Below are 21314 nucleotides of genomic sequence, written 5' to 3'. Positions count from 1 at the left end.
ATTGGGGGTAAGAGCGACTTCATACTCCGCAACAGGTCGAATATCTTTATTCTTGATTAGCCTAACTAAAACTTTTATCAACGTACTGTATCTTCTATCTGTAAACTATACCAGCCATACCAGTGACGCACTGCTAACCAAATAACTGAAAGCAAGCCTGCAACACTGAGAGTCAGACCACTGAATGGTACTAATAATCCGAAAACTGGCAATACTGCTCCAGCTATGGTGCAAATAATGGCAGCAAGAGACGCATTGCGGTTGTAACCTAAACCCCATGTCAGTGCTAATAATATTAGGGAAATCATTACCCAAGCTAACTGTGCATTTATAAAACGACTGAGATAAGTCAAAGTCAGTAGACAAGCAAAGAAAATACCAGATGCGATCGCTACATTTTTGATACTCATGGGTAATGACCAATACAGCAACAAGATCCACCACAGAAATATCGCTGGTGCTAATAATAATAGCCGGGGAATAATCCCCGTGTCATGAATGGGGTTTGTGTTGGTAAACACACCAAATGGGTTTCTCACTGCTACATTATCATCAAATTTCCAAATAAATTCTGTGCTGCTTCTATCAACTTTCGTCTCATTAGGAACAATCCCACTGGCAAAATCAGCAGAAGCAAAGTTGGCAATTGCTGTCAGGCGGAAATTAGAGAGTAACTGTCCAGCGCTGTCATATACCCAGCGTGATCCTCCTTGCGCCTGATAGGTAACGCGAAAATTAGTTTCCGCTCCTGGTTGTAAGCTGAAAGGAAAGCTATATTCCCCCGGATTATTGGGTTCTAATCGCGTCTGATCTCGCTCAACTTTATAGTTAGAAAGTAATGAGTAACCGTTGGGTGGTGGTGCTTCAAAGAAGAAATTATTAATATCTTTTAGTCTGTTAATAATTTTATAATCCGCAGTATAATCTGCACGATAAATGTTACTGCGTCCTTGAACATCTGTGTTTTGATCAAGCTTTACCTGAATTTGTGATCCAGATAATGCCAGATAGCGACTAACCTCTTGTGTATCAGTTACCTTGATAATTTTGCCATCAACTTGGGTTGTATAAGTGAATGGTTGTTGTGTCACATAGCGGAGTCGGGGGGCAATTTGCTCTAACTTTTCACCAGCAACACTTTGAGCTACTTGAGCCACCTTTGCTTGTTCCCAGTGGTGATATCGATTGCTCAGAGTGGAACAGAGAAAGAAGCCTACCACTAACAGCACCAATACTACAGTTAGATGCTGCAATCCCTTCAAAATTTGGGAGTAACGAATAGACCACTCACCAACGAAAAATACCTGTTCCGATTGATAGCGACGCAGAGAAAAACTTACAACAGCGATCGCTATGCCTAAAGCTATGACTAAAAATACCAATAACAATGAAGCTTGCAGTACCTGAGAGCCAAACTGAATTAGCTCTGTAGGATGTGTCAAATCAGGTAAACCGGGAATACCCTGAGTGGAGTCAGACATTTATCTTTTTTTGTATAAGTTGAAACATCAGACTCATGAAATATCATGAAAGTTTCTGAATTCATCTGATAGCCTGTTGTTATGTACCAGATTTGCCACAAGATGTAATCAAGCCACTCCAAGCAGCAGGATACGATTAACAGCAATCAATTAGGCAATGCTCCAACTTTAGCCGCGAGTTAACATTTGATTATCTTGTGTAAACCTTGCACTAATCTTTCTATACCTTCTTTAGCAGTATCTTTTTGCAGCGCACCATAAGCAACCCGCAGATAACATTCGTCTTTCATCCCAAAGGTTGTACCAGGAATGACTGCTACTTGATGTTCCTGAATCAATCTTTTAACTAATTCAAAAGCATCAATTTGGGTATGCACTTTGAGGAAAAAATAGAAAGCACCATTGGCCGCAGCAATGCTACATGTACCTTGTAGGTTATTGAGTGCATCTATGACTATTTCTCGTACTTGAGCGATGCCTACGGCGGGCTGTGCCAACGCACCGATATTTTTCTGTAAATACTCCGGTTTAGCTTGCAATGCACCTAAGGCTGCATACTGGGATACAACTGGTGGACAAATCAAAATCGTATCCTGGATTTTTTTCACAGCCACCAGCAAGTGTTGAGGAATCACCATATAACCAATGCGCCAACTGGCAAAACCATAAGCTTTAGAAAGACTGTAAAGAGAAATTGTGTAATCTCTACCACCACTAAAAGCACCAGGGGAAAAGTGTTTTACCCCGTTGTAGGTAAAGTATTCATAGGCTTCATCGCTAATATGGTAAATGCCATGAGTACCACAAATTTGATTTACCTGCTGCAACGCTGCTTGCGAATAAACAACCCCAGTGGGATTATTCGGTGAAATTGTGACTACCGCCCGTGTTTTCGGTGTAATTGCTTGAGCGATCGCCTGTGGCCGCAGTTGGTAATTTTCGTCTGTTGCTACCAATACTGCATGACAACCAGCGATGGCGATGGCCATTTCATGATTGAAATAATAAGGTGTATTGAGTATAATTTCGTCGCCTGGGGAAGTAATCGCCAAAATGGCATTCATAAACGCCATATTGCTGCCCGCAGTTACTACAATACTGTTATCTTCATCAATGGCAATGCCGTTGAAGGTTTGCAACTTTTCCCCTAGTGCTGCCAATAATGGGGGAATACCCTCAACTGCTTTGTATAAATTATTAGTTGGTTCCGCAAGAAACTTAGATAAAAGTTCTAACACTTCAGGAGGTGGACTATATGAAACCACACCCTGTCCCAAAGAAATAGTGCCAGGAGAATTTTTAATCAATTCCCCAACCACAGGAATAATGGGCGACTGCACCGTCTGCATACGAGAGGTTAGGGATTCCATATCGAAAATGCTGAGTGCTGAGTAAAAAGACAGCGCACAAGAGAAGGATTTTCGACCTACCCTGTACGCAATTAGATTTTAATTATATTACCAATGAGTTATTTACCACTTTTGTAGGTTTAATTTGTGGACATACTCAGTGGAGAATTTTGATGCGATAGCGAATCGCTGCTGCAAGGAGATCGCTTACCTGTAATGACCATATTGACACCACGACCTGGTGCTAGGGTAACACCTCTACGGCGGGGTACTTCTGGTTGATTATCAGTCAATGCCAGTTCATAGCGTGAGAGGATTGTTGCCAATACTAGCTTCAATTCAAACACTGCCAAAGCCTCGCCCACACAGCGACGCACACCGCCACCAAAGGGGATAAATTCATAAGGAGAAAATTGACGTTCTAGAAAACGCTCTGGTCTAAATTGTTTTGGTTCTGGATATAAATCTTCACGCTGGTGAATAAGATACATAGAGCCAACTACAATCGTACCAGTATCTAGAGAATGTCCCAAAAGTTCAACAGGTTCTTGTACTATTCTGGGAAACGTCAACATAGCCACGGGATAAATCCGCAAGGTTTCATGACAAACAGCCGTTAGATAAGGCAACCGGAAAATGCTCATGGGATCTGGTGAATCACCAAGGGTATCCAGTTCTTGTAGCAGTTTTTCTCGGACTTCGGGATATTTTTGAATCCAATATAATGCCCAAGCCATTGCTGTAGCTGTGGTTTCATATCCAGCAAACAACAGAGTCATCAACTCATCACGTAACTCCTGATCTGTCATGGAGTTACCTGTTTCATCTTGTGCTGACATCAGCAAGGAAAGGATATCAATACGATTTTCTCGGTTCTGCTGGCGGCGTTCCGAAATTTCAGCATAAATTAACTGATCCAGTTGCTGTCTATCCCTGAAAAACTTGCCCCAGGGACTCCAAGCGCCTAAATCTTTTTGCAGAGACGAAAAAAAGAGCAAACTAGAACTTAATGGTGAGCGAAACACATCTGCCATCCGCTCTAGTTGTTTCTTTAGTTGTTGGCTGCGTTCTCCTTGGTATACGCCGAAAACTGCTTGTAACATGACTTGTAAGGTGATATCTTGGGTGACATTACGAGCAGTAAAAGATTTATTTGTCGGTAACTGACTCCAGACTTGTTTGGTAATATTACTGATGATTTCACCATAACTTCGCATCCGATCGCCATGAAAAGATGGCATTACCAGTTGTCGCCGTTTTCTGTGGCGATCGCCATCCAGCATAATCATCGAATAATCACCTAATAACGGTTGCAAAATTTTATTTTCTTTACCCGCAGCAAAAAACTGCTTGCGATCGTTGGTTAAAATTTCTTGCACCGCCTGGGGATGGTTGACAAATACGATCTCGTTACCAAAACCGACGACATGAGACGTGAAAATGTCAGGATATTGTTGGGCTGCTTTTTCCATATACCTTACAGGATCAGCCACCCACTGTAACTGCTGGAGAAAAGAAGGGGTTTTCAACCGATTAGGTGTTGACATAAGGTTTTTGCTGGCGAAGTTGTGATAATTTCAGTGTAACTTTTCTCATATACACGCTTAATCACTGCTGTGACTCAACTTGAGTTTCCCGATGCAAAAGGTTTAACCCAGCCGATTTGGATAGCTGTATCGAGAGCGATCGCTCCCATTGCAAACCACAACACACTTTCTCCAGCTAGCACTAGATTAGGTAACACTGTACTAACCGAACTTCCGCCAACTTCAATCTGAGTTAATCCCCGCACCAAGCCAAAAGCCAGAACACCACCAGATTTGAGGTGAGAATTTTCATCTGTGCGAATGATATAGCGGTAGGTAACACCAAAGAGTAAACCAGAAAAGCCAGCAATTCCCCCACTCAGCCACCAGTACCAATTAATATCCTGATGCAGACTTGCAAGTAACGGAAAATATTTTGCCAGTAGCAGAGTGTTAGCCAAACTTGTAATCACAAAAGCAAGACACAGAGAAAAACCCGCAGTTATTCCCGCCTTAAGAGATTCTATACGTTCTGCCATCAGTTGCATATCTGAAGTTTCGTTTCCTTTGATTAATGGGTGAAATTCCAAAAAACTAGTTAGTCTAAGCGCCTCTTTTTAAGAATCAACAGCCTTTTCCCAGTATGATGGGTATTAGAGATGTTTTGTAATGATTGAGAAAGTAAGACTATGATTTTGACACTGGGTTGGGTATCACTATTGGTTGTGTTTACTTGGTCAATTTCAATGGTAGTTTGGGGACGTAACGGACTATAGGGAAATCGTGGAAAGTCCATTTCTGGGTATTTTGGCTTTACTTGCTCTAGTGCTGCTATTAGCAGTTACTGGTGGTGTTGGTTATTTAACGCTGGCAGATTGGCGCGATCGCCGTCGCCGAGAAGATGAAAAACGCGAACTTCGACGCAGCTCTGTTAAACGGCGATAATTTACTGAAACTTGCACAATGTTTTTGTAGGGATATGATATTATCATGTCCCTACATTGTTCTGTAAGTAAAATATGAATGTTCAATTTCTAGTCATTAAGGGCATTCTAAGATAGAAGACCCTCGCTATTTAAACTCGCACTGGGAATGGAAAACTCTCCTACCATAAAACCCATACAACCGAATTCAGAATCACCACAAAATCAGCCCGATGAGACATTCTCTCTGTATCAAAGCGAGAAACAAAAAGCTTTATCTGGAGTAATTGCCCGCATTCGTGAATCTCTGGATATAAATGTCATATTTAAAACTACAGTTACGGAATTACGCCAGCTTTTAAATACTGACCGAGTAGGGGTATTTTGTTTTTATCCTGAATTGGGATGGGAAGGAGAATTTATCTATGAAGATGTGGGAGAAGAATGGAGTTCGGCATTAACAGCCAAACTGCGTGACCATTGCTTTGCGGCGGAATTTGCGGGACTGTATCAGCAAGGTCGAATTAAAGTCATGGCTGACATCTATGAGGCGGGTGTCAGTGATTGCCATATCCAAATGCTAGAAGCATTCCAAGTACGTGCCAATATAGCTTCTCCTTTGATGAAGGGTCAGGATTTATGGGGATTGCTATGTATTCATCAGTGTAGTGGCCCTCGGCAATGGAACACCTCAGAGATTGAGTTTGTGCGACTCATTGCTGAACATTTGGGCGTGGCTTTGCAGCAAGCCGATTACTTAGAACAGGTAAAAAACCAATCGGCACAACTAGCAGAAGCAAAAGCCCGAGAAAAAGCAGCAGAATGGCAGAAAACCATAGCCATAACCATAGAGAAAATTCGTCAAACCCTTGATCTGGAAAGCATTTTTTACACAAGTACCGCAGAACTACGGCAGTTATTGAATGTTGATCGTGTAGCTATCTATCGTTTCCATCCAGATTGGAGTGGTGAATTCGTCTTTGAATCTGTGGGAGAAGGCTGGTGTTCCCTCATGGATGAGCAATTACAGCATCCAAAATTCCATAAAAATGTTAGTGAATGTAGTGTTAAACATTTAGCTCAAATTCCAGTTGTAGATACTTACCTACAAGATACAAAAGGTGGTCACTTTACTAGAGGTGAAGTCTATCGTATTTGTAATGATATTTACAATGCAGGTTTTAGCGACTGTTACATTGAAGTTTTAGAGAGTTACCAGGCAAAAGCTTATGTAATCATGGCTATTTACCACGGTCAAAAACTGTGGGGTTTACTAGCTGTCTATCAAAACACCGGCAGCCGTGATTGGCAAGAAGATGAGGTTTATTTGCTCACCCAAGTTGGGACTCAACTCGGTGTAGCTTTGCAGCAAGCGGAATTTTTACAAAAAATGCATATTCAAGCAGCAGAACTCAGTAAAGCTGCGGAAAGGCAACGGGGATTGGCGAACACTGTCGAAAAAATTCGGCAATCTCTGGATATTGACACTATTTTTAAAACCACTACTCAAGAAGTTCTGCGGTTATTAGAAGTAGAACGAGTAGCAATTTATCGCTTTTACCCTGACTGGAGTGGCGAATTTGTCGCTGATTCCATAGTTGATGGTTGGATACCCATAGTTAAGCCCCAGCCTGTGACAGAACGTATTCTTTTACCAGAAACCCAAGCAGGAAAGTATCCGCGTAATGAAGTTTTTGTCCCTATTTCTCAGGGCGAAAAATTATGGGGATTGCTAGTAGCTTATCAAAACTCCCGGCCCCGTTATTGGCAAAATGAGGACATTAATTTGTTGGCACAAGTGGGAGTACAACTGGGAGTAGCTTTAAGGCAGGCTGAGTCCTTACAACAGGTGCAAATGCAAGCCGAAAAACTGGCTATAGCTGCTGAACGAGAACGCAAAGCAGCGCAACGAGAAAAGACATTAGCTGCAACAGTAGAAAAAATTCGTCAGTCGCTGGATATTGACACTATCTTTAAAGCTACTACTCAAGAAGTCCAACGGCTATTAGAAGTTGATCGAGTGACAATCTATCGCTTCAATTCAGATTGGAGTGGTGAATTTGTGGCTGAATCATTAGCTTCTAGTTTGACATCAGTGCAAGAACTTTTACCAATGATTGCAGATGACTATTTGCAATCAACCCAAGGCTCAGACTTTGCTGATGGAAAAATGTTGGTTATTCCCGATATTTATCATATCAATGATAATCTCAGTCATATTCCCCTAGTTACGCCACTTTTAGCTAGGGCATTGATGATTGTACCAATTTTTCAAGGCGAGAAACTCTGGGGATTATTAGCAGCGTATCACAACACCAAACCTCGTGATTGGCAGGAAGATGAGATAGATTTGCTAGTACAGATTGGCACTCAATTAGGCGTGGGGATTCAGCAAGCAGAATTACTAGAACAGACTCAACGGCAAAAAGCAGAAATCGCCCAAACCCTCAAGGAATTACAACAAACTCAAAGCCAGTTGATTCAAAGTGAAAAGATGGCAGGTTTAGGTCAATTAGTTGCTGGCGTAGCCCATGAAATTAATAATCCCATTAGCTTTATTTACGGGAATATTACTTATGTGAATGAACATACTGAAAATTTGTTTAAATTGCTCCATTTTTACCAGAAAAGGTATCCCAAAGCCGCAGGAATAATTCAACAGCAATCAGCAGAATTAGATTTAGATTTCATTGCTGATGACTTGCCTAAAATTCTCAACTCTATGATGATGGGGGCAGAGCGGATTTCTCAATTAGTTTTGTCTTTACGCAGTTTTTCGAGACTTGATGAATCAGGCATGAAGCCTATTGACCTTCATGAAGGTATTGATAGCACTCTATTAATTTTACAAAATCGTCTGCAATCACAAGATGGTGCTGTTGCTATTGAAATAGTGAAAGAATATGGCGATTTACCTCCAGTATTATGCTATGCAGCCCAGATGAATCAGGTGTTCATGAATATCATTAATAATGCTATTGATGCTTTAGAGGAATCAATAACCAAAGGAAAGTTAATTGATAAACCGCGAATTTTTATTAGTACACAAGTAATAGGAACCAATACTGTTTTAATTCGGATTGTTGACAATGGTGGTGGTATTCCAGAAAACCTGCGATCGCGCATTTTTGAACCTTTCTTTACCACCAAGCAACCCGGTAAAGGTACTGGTTTAGGTTTATCTGTTAGCTATCAAATTATTGTGGAAAAACATGGTGGTCAAATTAAGTGTCTTTCTGAACTAGGTCAAGGCTGTGAATTTTGCATAGAAATTCCCATCACTAATTCAATTAGTTAATTCGTAGTTTGTACTATTCAACTCAACGCTGCAAATTGTTGCCAGCAAAGATACAATGCACGGGGTACATGGAAACAGCCTTTCCATTTCCCACCTTTAAGGTTTAATAGTACTTCACCACGACGATTGAGATAGCCAAACCACTCACCGTATTCTGGATCGGCAAAGTGTGTCCAAGTATAATCGTGCATTTTTTGATACCATTCCCTACAAGCCTCACGCCCTGTCAAGCGATCGCCCATTGCTAATGCTACCAAAGACTCTAGGTGAACCCACCATAGTTTTTGATCCCATTCTAGTTGCTGTGGGGGATGACCATCTGCATCCATAAAGTAATACAAGCCGCCATAGTCGCTGTCCCAGGCAAAATTGAGGATATTTAGTACTACATCAACGGCTTGGTTAATAGTATGAGTGTCGTTTTGGCGACTGGCAATATCCATGATGAACCACATGGCTTCAATCCCATGACCAGGATTAATTAATCGCCCCTCAAAACAATCAATGTGGGAACCATCTAGGGCGACATTTTCGTACATCAGCCCCCGTTCCTGATCGAGAAAATCCGTCATGACTTCCTCAACAGTGCTAGCCAGAACACTTTCTAGGGTTTCGCTGGGTAGCAACCATGCCATTTCTAAAGTGAGGTTGGCTAAAATCATCGGCACAGCCAAGGATTTCATCGGGCGTGTTCCAGAATAAGTTTTATTATATTTACCCTTGGGATTATCCTTACGGCGTAAAACGTTGTTGTAAGCTTGCATAGCCACATCCTTAGCCCAATCTTCTCCAGAAGCCAGAGCATATTGACTAAATGCCATCGCCGCAAAACAGTCAGAAAAGATATTGTAAGGCTGAACTAGTGGCTGACCGGCACGATTCAGGGCAAAATACCAATTGCCATCAGCATCTCTGCCATGTTGGGCCAGAAAATTAGCGCCATTTTTGGCAATATTCAACCAGTTTTCCCGTTTTTCTAGCTGGTTGTACAACATAGAAAAAGTCCAAATTTGGCGATTTTGCAACCAAATAAATTTGTCTGTGTCGTAAACCTGTCCCTGACGATCAAGACAAGTAAAATAGCCGCCTTGCTGCCAGTCAATAGAGTATTTTTCCCAAAATGGCAGTACGTCATTGAGAAGCGCATTTTGATAAAATTCAGCCAGCTTTGGAAACTCGTACTCCATACATTGCCTACCCTTTAGTGCCAAAATCAACAATTTAACAGATATTCAGAGCAGTTTTTCTAACTAGTCAATCAACGCTCTAGACGGGTGATCGAACCGCCAACAAATGCTCCTAAAACTGTACCCAACCAGATTCCGGTTGTGCTACCTTGCCATGCTGCTCCTGGGGTCACCAAAACCTGACACATGACCTTTAAACCCCAAGAATGGTTTTGACATTTCTGCTGATGCAGCATCGATGTGGTCTGTCCACCGATGTAACCACCAAATAACCCCCCTGTCAATGCTAAAAAGGTGCAAATTAAAATTCGATGTTTAGTCATGTTCTCAATATCTGTTGGGGCTTGACGAGATTGTAATAGATTTACACTTTTTCTCCCCCCACTAAGCATTTTTTGGTGACGGTAAGACTGGTAAAATCTACCTGATAGCTTTGAGAACAAATTGCCATGTCTGCTGAAACTAACCAAGTAAATCCCGCAACTACAGGTGCTGATGCTATTGATGAAGCGATCGCCCAGGGAATTGATTTTGATGGTTCTACCATTCCGCCTGCAAAGTTAGAACTGTATAGCAAAGTCATGGCATTAGAGGCCAATAGACAACGCAGTGGCGTATCAAATACCATGCGATCGCGCATTGTGCGAATTGGGGCCAAACACATTCCTCAACCGGAACTTGATAAGTTGCTTATAGATGCAGGTTTTGCACCTCTAAAAGAAAAAGAAATTGCCTTTTTCTATGGCGGGAAGTAGTTGAGATATTTTTCTCACCCATTCCCTACTCCCCACTCCCTACTCCCTACTCCCTACTCCCTACTCCCCACGAGAGTTCTCACGGTCACTACTTGGGGCGGTGTTGAATCTGGAGGATAAATTAAATCTAACTGTACATGACGCTGGGATGAGGGTGGTAGTGTAACTTGCAACAATGGTTCTAAAACTTGACCGGTTCTGTGCCATAAATGCACGTAGCGTGTCTTTTGTTGCCCCTGATCATCGACATAGCGCAATTTGACTGTACCTCGGAAAAACGGAAAATCCAGGGATGGTTTGCGGAAACGCACACCACCTTGAGATAATTTATCTTCTTTTAACGGTGTTTCTAAGGTAACCGTCACTTTCTGGGTTTGGTTAGTGTTGTTGTTTAGGGGCAAATTGAGGTTATATTCTACGCCATAATTACCATGCGCCTCATATGCTGTATCGGCATAACGTACCAGCATTTTTGCTGTTTGGATTTGTTCAGTACCCAATCGACCACTACGCAGCGTATCTAAAGTATAAGAAATGCCTTTGCCCGGCTGAGGAATTGTTAAATAACTGGCCTTGGGATGATCCACCAGCTTTGCTTGCCACTGGGAACCTTGAGAGACACCAGCTACACGTCCATAAATTAATTGTCCACTGGTAGCATCTGGAGGAGTGGGGGTTTTATCTCTTGGCCCGGCGAAGTTGCCAGTATCCAATAATGCTTGCCATTCTCTAAGAGTAGGGGCGCGATCGCTACCATCAGGATTTTTCTTAGCAAATGTTGCCAAACTAGCTGCATAAACTTTGCCATTACTCCGTAGGCGCAACAAGCTAGAGCGACCATTGATAGGCTTTTCTAAATGTCGCACAGCTATAGGATGATTGAGTAACATTCGGCTTGTTTTGGGGGGAATTACCAGTTTTGCTGGAAAATCAGCTTGGCGAATACCTCGAAGTACATCACTCACAGCGCGATTCCCTGGCCCTGAGTACGCTTTCCCATCATTATTTTCTACATAAGTAGGTAAGGTCACAAAGGGAGCATCCTCCATTAAATAACTTGCTGCCTGTAACACATCCACTGTTACAGATTTTTTACCAGGATTATGCATCATTACACCCAGGTAAAGCGTTTGTAAATCCTTGGGAGTATGGGTGTAGTGGTGGGCAAATAAGTCAAAGCGTCCCTGAAAAGGAAAATTAAGGTGTGCTGCGGGTACTTTTTTCCCATTAGTAGGAAATGTAGAAAGTAAAATTCCCTCGGTTTTGATCCATTCTGGGCTGTTGCTATTAAATACAGGGATTGTATCCAACTTGCCCGGTAAAGCGCGTACTTCCCCGGCTGAAACTATTTCTTGGGGTGCTGGCTTCGGCGAACTCTGGGCAATTGCTGAATCATTACCAGGAATATTTGAGTTCACCTTGGTACATCCCAAGATGGACGTTATAGCAAGTACTAATATCAGTAAAAATCTATTTTGAAATTGAATAGCTGGCATAATTTCTCAGAAGCTGTAAAATCAAAGATTATCAGTTGCAGCTACAAGTTCCTAGAAACAGATTTCTTAAAATAAAAAAAAGACAGGTATTACACCTGTCATTAAAAATATCAATTTAGCAAAGATTTTAGAAATTAAGTTCAGCAGCTTGGACTTTTTCCACCTGCTTCTTCTTCAGCACAAGCATAACTTGAGCTAACATTACCAGAGCAATGAAAGCAATCAACCATTGGACTCTAGAAGCATCTTGCAATACGATTTCTGCATCTTGTTGACCAAATCCACCAACATTGGGGTTATTAGTCAAAGCATCACCAGTAGTTACAGATTGACCTTCAGAAACAATCAATTCTGGCCCTGGGGGAATCGTGTCAACAGTGGTTTCACCGGAGTCTGTTTGAATGTTGACTAGATATTTGGCGTTACCATATTCATCTTCCTCTTTGGCAATTTTGCTAATTGTGCCAGTAGCGGAAGCATTGTAAACGGTATTATTGCTCTTTTCACCAGTAGGATAAACCTGTCCACGCCCACGGTTAGCACCTAAGTGTACTGAATATTTACCGAAGTGAATATTTTTATCAGTTGCGGGGTTGGGAGAAAGAACTGGGAAGACAATTTCTTGATACTGTTCACCGGGTATGGGCCCAACAAGAAGTACATTGTCTTTTTCTTCGCTGTAGGGTTGGAAGTAAACATCGCCGACTTCTTCTTTGAGTTCTTCAGAAATGCGATCTGCCGGCGCAATTTTGAAACCTTCCGGTAACATTAACACAGCGCCAACGTTCAAGCCAACTTTAGAACCATCAGCACCTACCTGCTGCACGCCAGTGTCATAGGGAATTTTCACCACCGCTTTAAATACGGTATCAGGTAACACTGATTGGGGTACTTCCACTTCTGCTGGTTTGGCGGCTAGGTGACAGTTAGCGCAAACAATCCGCCCGGTTGGTTCGCGGGGGGTTTCAGGATAGGTTTGTTGGGCCCAAAACGGATAAGCAGCAGCGGTTTGGGGAAGAGCTAGATCGCTAGTGAAGTAAAATGTCAAGGTAGCGATCGCTATGAGCAATGTTTTGGTAATTGCTCTAGCTGTGCGAGTTAACCTCGCTGTTGTACAGGCATTTCTCATCTCGATAAGGACAACGATTCTCTGATTAATTGGTCATTGGTCATTGGTCAAGAGCCATGTTTTGACTCAGCAATCAGCACTCAGCACTGTGTTATGACCACCAAGGTTCTTCGCCAGTGCGGAAGTCGGTTTCAGTCCAAGGGGTCAAGACGATTTTGTCATCTTCTGTTTTGGCGTGTGCGAGAGCCAAAGACAGTGGTGCTGGGCCTCTGACTACTTTACCAGTGGCATCGTATTGGGAACCGTGACAAGGACATTTAAACTTGTTCTCAGCCACATTCCAAGGCACAACACAACCCAAGTGGGTGCAGATGGCATTAATGCCGTAATCGCCAATTGCTTCTTTGCTTTCTACCACAACATATGTGGGGTCGCCCTTGAGTCCTTGAACTAGGGTGCGATCGCCTACATTATGGGTGTCTAGAAATTTGCTGAGGGTGACATCGTTGCCTAGCTCATCTTTTGCTGTTGTACCGCCACCAGCGCCACCACTAGCTGGTGGAATAAAATACTTGACTACGGGATACAATGCTCCCAGAGCCACACCTGTGACAGTGCCAAAAGTGAGCAGATTCATGAACTGACGACGCCCCATATCGGGAACGTCCATTGATTCAGAAAATTGAGCCATAACCTACGCGCTCTGTGTGTATTTTGTTAAGCATTCTTACAAGAGTACCAGTACTTGAGCAACTCCTGTTTGGGTGGAAATGCCAACGCCTACAACGATGCTAAAACTCTTTATTCCAAGATATTTGTAGCATCTCTTCTGTTAGCATTACATTTCTTTATATCCCTATCATACTTGAGTTACGGAACGTAACATCATAACTAAATGTAAAATCTAATTGAGGAAATCTATGACAGGACAGGAATTACGTAAACTATTGCTGGACAAGTGGGGCTACTCGTACGATGTTCAGTTTCGACGTACACAGGGTAAGATATTTCTCCAAGTCATGTGGAAGTATCTGGAGCAAGCTTCTTTTCCTTTGAGTGAGGCCGAGTACCAAGAGCATCTTGACGGTGTGGCTAACTATCTTCAGGCTTTAGGCAGCGCTGTACAAGTACAAACATTTATTCAACAAACACGCGATCGCCCTAGACTGGGCAAAGCTGTGAGTATTCCTTTAGATTTAGGTGAGCGCGCTTCAGAATGGATTGTGTGATTGGCGATCGCCCCAATGTTCTCATGCTGCACCCAGCATATTTACTTAAAAGTCTTAAGAAAATATATTTTTGATTTCATCAAGCCGCATTTTTTTGTGATCAATACACAAATTTAATTACAACCCCAGGTAAATATATTTTTGGTAGTTCTTGGATTGTTTTAGGTGCAGCAGCACAAAAGCAATTATTACAAAGTTGGTCTTCCATGAATATTATGCTGATTATTTATAGTGCATGTGCTTTATTATTCATGCCATTTGCTCAACTGTAAACCATTATCAATTGGCATATTTTCTAGGCATTTGTTTTACTATTTTGTGCTTTAAATACCTTCATTACTTATGGAATTGTTGCCGTTCATCAAACCATAAAGAAGCTTAAATAGTTAGTGTAGTCATATTTTTGTCTTCTGATAACTTGATTTTATTCAGTAATTACACCTGTTGAGATTTTTGCAGAACACCTCAGCTTAATGGGCATATTAGGTGCAGAATTAGTGGTATGTATTTCAGTAGCGATCGCCTGGAATAAAACTGATAATTAACAGCGAATTTACATGATAAATACTGAGGTGAGGTAATTTTTTATTTGTTATGATTTCATAATGAGTGCAAGCCAGTGGAGTTAATCTTTTACTAGGTGAATCTTTGCTCTACCTATGTGTTTTTACCACATTTAAATTTTCACCTTGTTATCAAAAGAAAAACTCAATCACAATTCATCAGACGAAGGCAAATAATATTAGTTGAATTTCCAGGGTGTCTCAGTAACTACCAAAGCCAACGCCTAGTGAAACAACATCACCGAAACAGTTGAGCGATGAATAGTTTGTTTGATAATTGGACAAGCACCCTGAGCAAAAATTCGCTCTTGCTGGTTCTTTCAATGCTGCTGCCAACATTTGCTATGAATGCTTCTATGATGGCAGCAGAGCGAATTTACACATCTTTTTCTGCCCTAGAAATATCAATTTCAGTTAGTGCTTTAGCAAATTATGCCAAAAATGGTGTCATTGAAGATGAATTAGCAATTTATCAGCAATATCTGTCACCAAAACAGTTTCAAGAATTACAGAGAATTTTACTCACACCTGTAAAAGTAAGTCCAGTAGTCGTTTCACAATTTCTCTACACACCCCAAGGAGAATTGTTGCTACATCGGTTAGCAAAAGTAATTAAACCCGAATCTCGTCAACAACCGCAACGCGGATTTTATGCCTTAAGGTCAGCATTGATTTCCGCCTCTGGGGAACCGGAAGGTTTAACACTATTAAATCTGTTGCGGAAATACCCCCATAGCAGCATCCGCATTGATTTAAGGCGCAGTTTCGCCATAGCCGGGGAACTAGAGAAAGTAGTTAAAGAAAATAATCAGGCCATCGCCGCAGTTACCCAAAAGTCTAATATAGAAGCTGCTAGCATCCCCAAACCTTTAAATTTCTCACAACTAGCAGATTTACGTGGCCAAGGACAGTTTCAGTCCCGAAAACACACACTGAGGTTGTTCGACTCTACACGCCATCGGCTATTGTTGACTGATGTTTACATTCCTGATGTCCAGAGTCCCACACCTGTAATTGTGATTTCTCATGGTTTGGGTACAGACAGTAGCAACTTTGAATATTTAGCTACACATCTAGCTTCCCACGGATTGGCTGTAGTGGTGCCCAATCATCCGGGAAGCGATGCTAAACAATTGCAATCATCTTTGAATAAACAAGCCAGCGAAGTTATCGAACCAGAGGAATTTCAACACCGACCTTTGGATGTGAAATATGTATTAAATCAACTGGAGACAATTAACCAGTCTGATGCACGATTTCATGGTCGGTTAAATCTGCAACAAGTGGGAATATTCGGCCACTCTTTGGGTGGCTACACAGCTTTAGCTTTGGCTGGGGCGACAATTAACTTTGAACAGTTAGCAAAAGACTGTCAGCCAGAAGTCCTACACAAAACCTGGAATATGTCTTTACACTTCCAATGTAGTGCTTTGGCGTTAAATGGCAAGTCCAACCCAGAGTATAACTTGCAGGATGACAGAATCAAAGCTGCGATCGCAGTGAACCCCATTACTAGTTCAATTTTTGGGGAAGCAGGTTTAAGCCAAGTTAAAATTCCCGTGATGATTGTCGGTAGTAGTGATGATACTGTCGCACCAGCTGTCTATGAACAAATTCAACCTTTCTCCTGGTTGACCAATTCCCACAAATATCTTGTAATGCTTTTGGGTGGAACTCATTTTTCCACAATTGGTGATGGTAACCCAGCTAGCCAGCAAGTCCCATTACCCAGCGATGTTGTTGGGGATGCTTCCCAAGCGCGTTACTACATGAATGTTTTGAGTTTACCTTTCTTTCAAACACATGTTGCTAACAAATCACAATACCTCCCCTATCTCAACGCCGCTTATACCAACACTATTTCTAGTGAATCTCTCGGTTTGAGTATTGTCCAGTCTTTCAGCCAAACTGAGTTAGCCCAAGCCCTAAATCGTGACTCCTTAAAACCCAAGTTTCCCAACCCCATAGTTAATTTTGGCTTCTGGATGTTAGATGTGGGTGTCGCCATGCTACGGGTAACGATTTTTATCTAGGAATACACCCCAAATCCTTAACAAGTAGGGTGTGTTGTCGCGCCGCGCACCATCAATGTTTTCCGGTACATTGGACTAAAGTCCATAACACACTCTACCAGTTAAAAATAAACAAGGATGCCGTAGCCTAACTTAGGAATGTGGATTTAATAAAATACAGAACCTCACCCCCAACCCCTCTCTTTGGTAAGGCTACAGTGTACACACAAGTCTTATTAATTTGTCTAACAACGTTTCGATCCCCCCTAACCCCCCTAAACCCCTTCGGGGATGCGCCTTCGGCGTAGAAAAAAGGGGGGAAAAGAATCAAAGTCCCCCTTTTGAAGGGGAGCCACTGCGTTGGGCGGGTTTCCCGACTTGTAGCAAGTGGCGTGGATTTAGGGGGATCAACCCAAATTTTGCACCCAGCACAGAGATGTGTGTACACCGTAGCTTTGGTAAGGAGAGGGGAGACTTTGACGCAAGTCAAAGGCGGGGTGAGGTCAAAAACTAGACTTGCATGTTATTTAATTCATGTTACTTAGCCCAACTCCAGAGAACACTCAGGCTGCCTTTAGCATAAAAATCTTAACAATCACAAATTCACTATATAATCTTAAGAAATGTGAAATTTATTTGCATTTTGCAAAAAATCAGCTTTATGTCGGTTGATTTATGAGCCAGTCTGAAGATAACTTTGCCCGAACTACTTCTTTGACTAATCACCATCGCATACCCATTCACATTCCTGGCTCTATTCAACCTCATGGCGTACTCTTAGCACTCAATAACCAGCTAGAGATTCAGCAAGTCAGTAATAACACCCAAGAATATTTGGGCAAAGATGTCGATGATTTGCTAGGACAACCCCTGAGTTACTTGCTTAACGCTAAACAGGTTGCAGTCGTCAAGCAGTGTTTGGGGAAAAAAGTTGGTAGTGCTAAAGTTTTCGAAGTTACTATTAATACTTTACATAGGAATCGCTACTTTTACGGTATTACTCACCGTACAGAAGACTATGTGATTCTAGAACTAGAACCTAAAGATGCGGCATTAGCATTGAGTTTCCTAAAGTTTCAGGCTTTGGCAGGTGAAGCGATCGCTCAAATGCAAGAGACATCAAATTTGACGGAATTTTTGCATTTAGTAGCCAAACAAATCCAAGAAATTACTGAATTTGACCGAGTGATGGTTTATCAATTTGACCAGCAAGGAGCAGGTTCTGTAGTTGCTGAAGTCAAACGTGACGACTTATCAACATATTTAGGACTCCACTATCCAGCTACAGATATTCCCGCACCAGCCAGGGAATTATACAAGCGCTGTTGCTGGAGATTTATCCCCGATATCAATGCTCAACCCGTCCAACTACTTCCTCAAGAAAATCCTCCTCTTGATTTAAGCTACTCTGTGCTACGAAGTTTTGATGCGTGTTGTGCTGAATATCATCAAAACATGGGCGTAACTTCGCTGTTAGTAATTTCCCTGATTGAAAATCAGCAGCTTTGGGGATTAATCTCTTGTCATCATCAAACTCCCAAGTATCTGCCTTACGAAGTGCAAAAGATATGCGAATTTTTGGGACAGATTGCATCTTCGGAGTTAGCACACAAAATTAGTCATTCGCAATGGGACTATAAGGTCAAGCTAAAATCGCTCCAGTCGGAGTTTTTAGAGTCCATTTCCCAAGCCGATAATTTTATCGATGCCCTCATCAAACCAGAAATCCGCTTATTGGATTTAGTTAGTGCTTTTGGCGCGGCAGTTTGCCTGGATAATGAAATTACCTTGGTGGGGACAACACCAAATATTCATCAGGTACAAGCTTTAATTGAATGGGCAGATACCCAAGTTAACGATAACTTGTTTGCTAGCGATTCTCTGCCGAAGTTTTACCCAGAGGCGACTGCATTTAAAGATGCTGCAAGTGGCTTACTGCTATTGCGAATTTCTAAAGTTCGCCGCTACTATATTCTTTGGTTTCGCCCTGAAGTCATCCAAACGGTAAATTGGGCAGGAAACCCCAACGATTCGCTAAAAGTTGAGGCTGATGGTAGTGTTACCCTTTGTCCGCGCAAATCTTTTGCGGCATGGCAAGAAACTGTACGTTTAACTTCCTTACCTTGGCAAGAATGTGAACTTGATAGTGCGATCGCTCTGCGGAATGCCATCGTTGGTATTGTACTATCTAAAGCCGATGAATTAGCCAAAATCAACTTAGAGTTGGAGCGCAGTAACCAAGAATTAGCTTCCTTTGCTTACGCTGCTTCTCATGACCTCAAGGAACCTTTGCGGGGTATCTATAACTTCTCAACGGTGCTGTTAGAAGACTATAACCAAGTATTAGATGATGAAGGAATTGAGTGCTTAGAGACAGTGGTAACTTTGTCTGTGCGGATGGAAACGCTGATTAATGCTCTTTTGCGCCTCTCCCAGTTAGGACAAGTACAACTGCACCGCCAAGCAACCAACTTGAATGAATTAATTAACCATGTGATTGATGTCTTTCGTGCTAGTCGCCAAGAAACGCAGTTTATAGATATTCGCATTCCCCGACCCTTACCAACCATTCAGTGTGATCGAGTTCTTGTAAATGAAATCTTCAGTAATCTCATTGGTAATGCCTTTAAATACAACGAGAAGCCAAACCAATGGGTGGAAATTGGCTACCTAGATACAGATGAACATCCCCTCGTCTTTTATGTCCGAGATAACGGTATTGGGATTCCCGAACATCACTTAGAAACAATTTTTCGATTATTTAAGCGCCTTCATTCTCAGGAAAAGTATGGTGGGGGTGCAGGTGCAGGACTCGCAATTGTCAAAAAAATTGTTGAGCTGCACGATGGTCAAATATGGGTTGACTCTACCTTAGGTGTTGGCTCGGCATTCTATTTTACGCTGAATTAATTGAGAACCTGCCATCACCCTTGTGTGATGCGAATCGAGGCTTGCTCCCAAAAAAAGTTAAAATAAACAATTAGTTCTCATCTGGCAACAGACTGGAGACTCAAATGACACCAGCAGCGATCGCTACACCTCCAAAAGAATTACCCCTTTTGTTTGAGGGACTGACTTGGAGAGAATTCAAAGCCGTTGAGCAGTTGTTAGACCGTCCAGGGTATCGGCTATCTTTCTTGGATGGTATTTTGGAGATTCGCAGAATGCCAGGAGAACCCCACGAAACTGTCAAAGAAAGGATCGGCGCTTTGTTGGAACTTTACCTGCTCATGGCAGGGTTTGATTTTACTCCAACTGGCTCAATGACCTTGGAAAGTGAATCGGGTGCTGTTAAGCGAGAGGCAGATAAATCCTACAAACTTGCCCCTGGTCGAGTGCGTCCTGACCTTGCTATTGAGGTGGTGTTTACCAGTGGTGGTATTAATAAACTTGAAGCATACAAGCGGCTAAAAATTCCGGAACTGTGGTTCTGGGAAGATGGTGTCTTAGAAGTTTATCACCTGCGCTCAGAGGGCAACGCACTTCACTATGAAAGGGTGTCTAGTAGTGAAGAGGTCAAAGGGATAGATTTGGATTTGTTGTTACGCTGCATTAATATGGTGAATCATGTTGATGCCATCAAGACTTTTCAACAAGCGCTGCAAAAATAGCTGGTTATCTGCTGCAATTTTTCCAGGTGTGTAGACACTTGGCGGCTTGTCGTTAGATATCGCACTTGGTTAACACACGCTACTGGGGTGGCAAGGCTAAAATGTTGCATTAAATTTATCTTGTAGGATGGGCGTCTCGCCCGTCCGGTGCAGGCAAGATGCCCGCACTACAAGAGTTATATCTATCAAACCATTTTAGGCTTGTCATTCCACTACAAATTATTTCTCATAATTCATCCAACTACCAAGCTTTCAGCTATAGTGAGAGACTTATTGCCGCGTTCTGTTAAAATATGTACAAAAAATGTTTCGTTTTGTTACGTTTAGCCAATAAGTAATGACAACAAAACTTCATGAGCCTCTGCTCGTTGTTGAGGACAGCAATGAAGATTTTCGGATGTTGCAACGCCTGATGCGGCGGATGGCTGTCCAGAATCCTATCCATCGCTGTACCAATGGGGATGAGGTTTTAGAACTGCTGTATCAACAGAAGAGCGATTGCCATTCTAAAGTACTTATAAGACCCTCTGTGATCTTGCTCGACCTCAACTTACCAGGAATTGATGGTCGTGACATCTTAGAGAGGCTCAAACAAGATATGAGTTTTAAAGAAATCCCGATTATTGTTTTTACCACATCCTCGAACCCCAAGGATATTGAATTATGCTACCAAAAGGGCGCAAATGGATATTTGGTAAAGCCGATGGATGCTCAGGAACTAAAAAAGACGATTCAGGCTTTTGTTGACTACTGGCTGGAAACCAATACTCCGCCACGCCGGGATTAATTTGTGGATTGTCTGTTGATGGGGCATT

At 42.1% G+C, this 21314-nt stretch carries 18 protein-coding genes; 9 read left to right on the top strand and 9 right to left on the bottom strand.

Annotated features, from left to right (window positions below; all coding sequences use genetic code 11):
* Positions 1-77: 77 nt before the first annotated feature.
* From ACM0OT_RS13455 to ACM0OT_RS13440, 4 genes are all read right to left on the bottom strand, one after another.
* Positions 78-1481, bottom strand: coding sequence for a hypothetical protein (locus tag ACM0OT_RS13455; protein WP_414564841.1), 1404 nt, complete (start codon positions 1479-1481; stop codon positions 78-80).
* A gap of 179 nt (positions 1482-1660) precedes the next feature.
* Positions 1661-2851 carry a pyridoxal phosphate-dependent aminotransferase gene (locus ACM0OT_RS13450; protein WP_414564840.1) on the bottom strand — a complete coding sequence of 397 codons (1191 nt, stop codon included), beginning with the start codon at positions 2849-2851 and terminating at the stop codon, positions 1661-1663.
* 119 nt (positions 2852-2970) lie between these two features.
* Positions 2971-4377 (bottom strand): cytochrome P450, encoded by a 1407-nt coding sequence (locus ACM0OT_RS13445; RefSeq protein ID WP_414564839.1) that lies wholly within the window; start codon positions 4375-4377, stop codon positions 2971-2973.
* Positions 4378-4451: 74 nt separating this feature from the next.
* Positions 4452-4904 (bottom strand): hypothetical protein, encoded by a 453-nt coding sequence (locus tag ACM0OT_RS13440; RefSeq protein ID WP_414564838.1) that lies wholly within the window; start codon positions 4902-4904, stop codon positions 4452-4454.
* Between the two features lie 141 nt (positions 4905-5045).
* Here ACM0OT_RS13440 and petN point away from each other — a divergent pair, with 141 nt between their 5' ends.
* The 3 genes from petN (at position 5046) to ACM0OT_RS13425 (ending at position 8577) form a co-directional block, all read left to right on the top strand.
* Positions 5046-5132, top strand: a complete 87-nt coding sequence (gene petN / locus ACM0OT_RS13435; protein ID WP_013189847.1) for a cytochrome b6-f complex subunit PetN — start codon at positions 5046-5048, stop codon at positions 5130-5132.
* A gap of 7 nt (positions 5133-5139) precedes the next feature.
* Complete coding sequence (locus ACM0OT_RS13430; RefSeq protein WP_414564837.1) at positions 5140-5301, top strand: hypothetical protein; 162 nt, start codon at positions 5140-5142, stop codon at positions 5299-5301.
* Positions 5302-5448: 147 nt separating this feature from the next.
* Positions 5449-8577 carry a GAF domain-containing protein gene (locus tag ACM0OT_RS13425; RefSeq protein ID WP_414564836.1) on the top strand — a complete coding sequence of 1043 codons (3129 nt, stop codon included), beginning with the start codon at positions 5449-5451 and terminating at the stop codon, positions 8575-8577.
* A gap of 17 nt (positions 8578-8594) precedes the next feature.
* Here the strand turns inward: ACM0OT_RS13425 and ACM0OT_RS13420 are convergent, their stop codons facing one another.
* Together ACM0OT_RS13420 and ACM0OT_RS13415 are read right to left on the bottom strand one after the other, a co-directional pair.
* Positions 8595-9764, bottom strand: coding sequence for an AGE family epimerase/isomerase (locus ACM0OT_RS13420; RefSeq protein WP_414564835.1), 1170 nt, complete (start codon positions 9762-9764; stop codon positions 8595-8597).
* A 71-nt stretch (positions 9765-9835) separates the two neighbouring features.
* Positions 9836-10087: a hypothetical protein gene (locus tag ACM0OT_RS13415; protein ID WP_414564834.1), complete on the bottom strand. Its 252-nt coding sequence runs from the start codon at positions 10085-10087 to the stop codon at positions 9836-9838.
* Positions 10088-10213: 126 nt separating this feature from the next.
* Between ACM0OT_RS13415 and ACM0OT_RS13410 the strand changes: the two genes are divergently transcribed.
* The gene (locus tag ACM0OT_RS13410) at positions 10214-10519 is read left to right on the top strand and encodes a DUF4090 family protein (RefSeq protein WP_414564833.1); all 306 of its coding nucleotides are present in this window, start codon (positions 10214-10216) and stop codon (positions 10517-10519) included.
* A gap of 53 nt (positions 10520-10572) precedes the next feature.
* Here the strand turns inward: ACM0OT_RS13410 and ACM0OT_RS13405 are convergent, their stop codons facing one another.
* From ACM0OT_RS13405 to petC, 3 genes are all read right to left on the bottom strand, one after another.
* Positions 10573-12015, bottom strand: coding sequence for a DUF3370 domain-containing protein (locus ACM0OT_RS13405; RefSeq protein WP_414564832.1), 1443 nt, complete (start codon positions 12013-12015; stop codon positions 10573-10575).
* Between the two features lie 127 nt (positions 12016-12142).
* Positions 12143-13144 carry a cytochrome f gene (gene petA / locus ACM0OT_RS13400; protein WP_414564831.1) on the bottom strand — a complete coding sequence of 334 codons (1002 nt, stop codon included), beginning with the start codon at positions 13142-13144 and terminating at the stop codon, positions 12143-12145.
* Positions 13145-13235: 91 nt separating this feature from the next.
* Complete coding sequence (gene petC / locus ACM0OT_RS13395) at positions 13236-13775, bottom strand: cytochrome b6-f complex iron-sulfur subunit (RefSeq protein WP_414541532.1); 540 nt, start codon at positions 13773-13775, stop codon at positions 13236-13238.
* Between the two features lie 229 nt (positions 13776-14004).
* Between petC and ACM0OT_RS13390 the strand changes: the two genes are divergently transcribed.
* From ACM0OT_RS13390 to ACM0OT_RS13370, 5 genes are all read left to right on the top strand, one after another.
* Entirely contained in the window at positions 14005-14313 is a 309-nt protein-coding gene (locus ACM0OT_RS13390; RefSeq protein ID WP_414541533.1) for a DUF3067 family protein, read from the top strand.
* A gap of 820 nt (positions 14314-15133) precedes the next feature.
* Complete coding sequence (locus ACM0OT_RS13385) at positions 15134-16909, top strand: alpha/beta hydrolase (RefSeq protein ID WP_414564830.1); 1776 nt, start codon at positions 15134-15136, stop codon at positions 16907-16909.
* 654 nt (positions 16910-17563) lie between these two features.
* Positions 17564-19798: an ATP-binding protein gene (locus ACM0OT_RS13380; RefSeq protein WP_414564829.1), complete on the top strand. Its 2235-nt coding sequence runs from the start codon at positions 17564-17566 to the stop codon at positions 19796-19798.
* A gap of 104 nt (positions 19799-19902) precedes the next feature.
* Complete coding sequence (locus ACM0OT_RS13375) at positions 19903-20499, top strand: Uma2 family endonuclease (RefSeq protein WP_414564828.1); 597 nt, start codon at positions 19903-19905, stop codon at positions 20497-20499.
* Positions 20500-20836: 337 nt separating this feature from the next.
* The gene (locus tag ACM0OT_RS13370; protein ID WP_414564827.1) at positions 20837-21286 is read left to right on the top strand and encodes a response regulator; all 450 of its coding nucleotides are present in this window, start codon (positions 20837-20839) and stop codon (positions 21284-21286) included.
* The last annotated feature ends 28 nt before the right edge of the window (positions 21287-21314 follow it).

Origin of the sequence: Anabaena sp. CCY 9613 (assembly GCF_963920895.1) — a bacterium.
GTDB lineage: Bacteria > Cyanobacteriota > Cyanobacteriia > Cyanobacteriales > Nostocaceae > Cyanocohniella.
The sequence above is the reverse complement of the archived record's forward strand: the minus strand, read 5'-3'. Positions and strand labels throughout refer to the sequence as shown.

What these genes read in the sequence shown, in the direction of transcription:
- ACM0OT_RS13440 (WP_414564838.1), bottom strand. Translation starts at nt 4,904, where the DNA reads ATGCAACTGATGGCAGAACGTATAGAATCTCTTAAGGCGGGAATAACT.
- ACM0OT_RS13380 (WP_414564829.1), top strand. Translation starts at nt 17,564, where the DNA reads ATGAGCCAGTCTGAAGATAACTTTGCCCGAACTACTTCTTTGACTAAT.
- petC (WP_414541532.1), bottom strand. Translation starts at nt 13,775, where the DNA reads ATGGCTCAATTTTCTGAATCAATGGACGTTCCCGATATGGGGCGTCGT.
- ACM0OT_RS13420 (WP_414564835.1), bottom strand. Translation starts at nt 9,764, where the DNA reads ATGGAGTACGAGTTTCCAAAGCTGGCTGAATTTTATCAAAATGCGCTT.
- ACM0OT_RS13455 (WP_414564841.1), bottom strand. Translation starts at nt 1,481, where the DNA reads ATGTCTGACTCCACTCAGGGTATTCCCGGTTTACCTGATTTGACACAT.
- ACM0OT_RS13375 (WP_414564828.1), top strand. Translation starts at nt 19,903, where the DNA reads ATGACACCAGCAGCGATCGCTACACCTCCAAAAGAATTACCCCTTTTG.
- ACM0OT_RS13390 (WP_414541533.1), top strand. Translation starts at nt 14,005, where the DNA reads ATGACAGGACAGGAATTACGTAAACTATTGCTGGACAAGTGGGGCTAC.
- petA (WP_414564831.1), bottom strand. Translation starts at nt 13,144, where the DNA reads ATGAGAAATGCCTGTACAACAGCGAGGTTAACTCGCACAGCTAGAGCA.
- ACM0OT_RS13415 (WP_414564834.1), bottom strand. Translation starts at nt 10,087, where the DNA reads ATGACTAAACATCGAATTTTAATTTGCACCTTTTTAGCATTGACAGGG.
- ACM0OT_RS13370 (WP_414564827.1), top strand. Translation starts at nt 20,837, where the DNA reads ATGACAACAAAACTTCATGAGCCTCTGCTCGTTGTTGAGGACAGCAAT.
- ACM0OT_RS13385 (WP_414564830.1), top strand. Translation starts at nt 15,134, where the DNA reads ATGAATAGTTTGTTTGATAATTGGACAAGCACCCTGAGCAAAAATTCG.
- ACM0OT_RS13410 (WP_414564833.1), top strand. Translation starts at nt 10,214, where the DNA reads ATGTCTGCTGAAACTAACCAAGTAAATCCCGCAACTACAGGTGCTGAT.
- ACM0OT_RS13450 (WP_414564840.1), bottom strand. Translation starts at nt 2,851, where the DNA reads ATGGAATCCCTAACCTCTCGTATGCAGACGGTGCAGTCGCCCATTATT.
- ACM0OT_RS13405 (WP_414564832.1), bottom strand. Translation starts at nt 12,015, where the DNA reads ATGCCAGCTATTCAATTTCAAAATAGATTTTTACTGATATTAGTACTT.
- petN (WP_013189847.1), top strand. Translation starts at nt 5,046, where the DNA reads ATGATTTTGACACTGGGTTGGGTATCACTATTGGTTGTGTTTACTTGG.
- ACM0OT_RS13425 (WP_414564836.1), top strand. Translation starts at nt 5,449, where the DNA reads ATGGAAAACTCTCCTACCATAAAACCCATACAACCGAATTCAGAATCA.
- ACM0OT_RS13445 (WP_414564839.1), bottom strand. Translation starts at nt 4,377, where the DNA reads ATGTCAACACCTAATCGGTTGAAAACCCCTTCTTTTCTCCAGCAGTTA.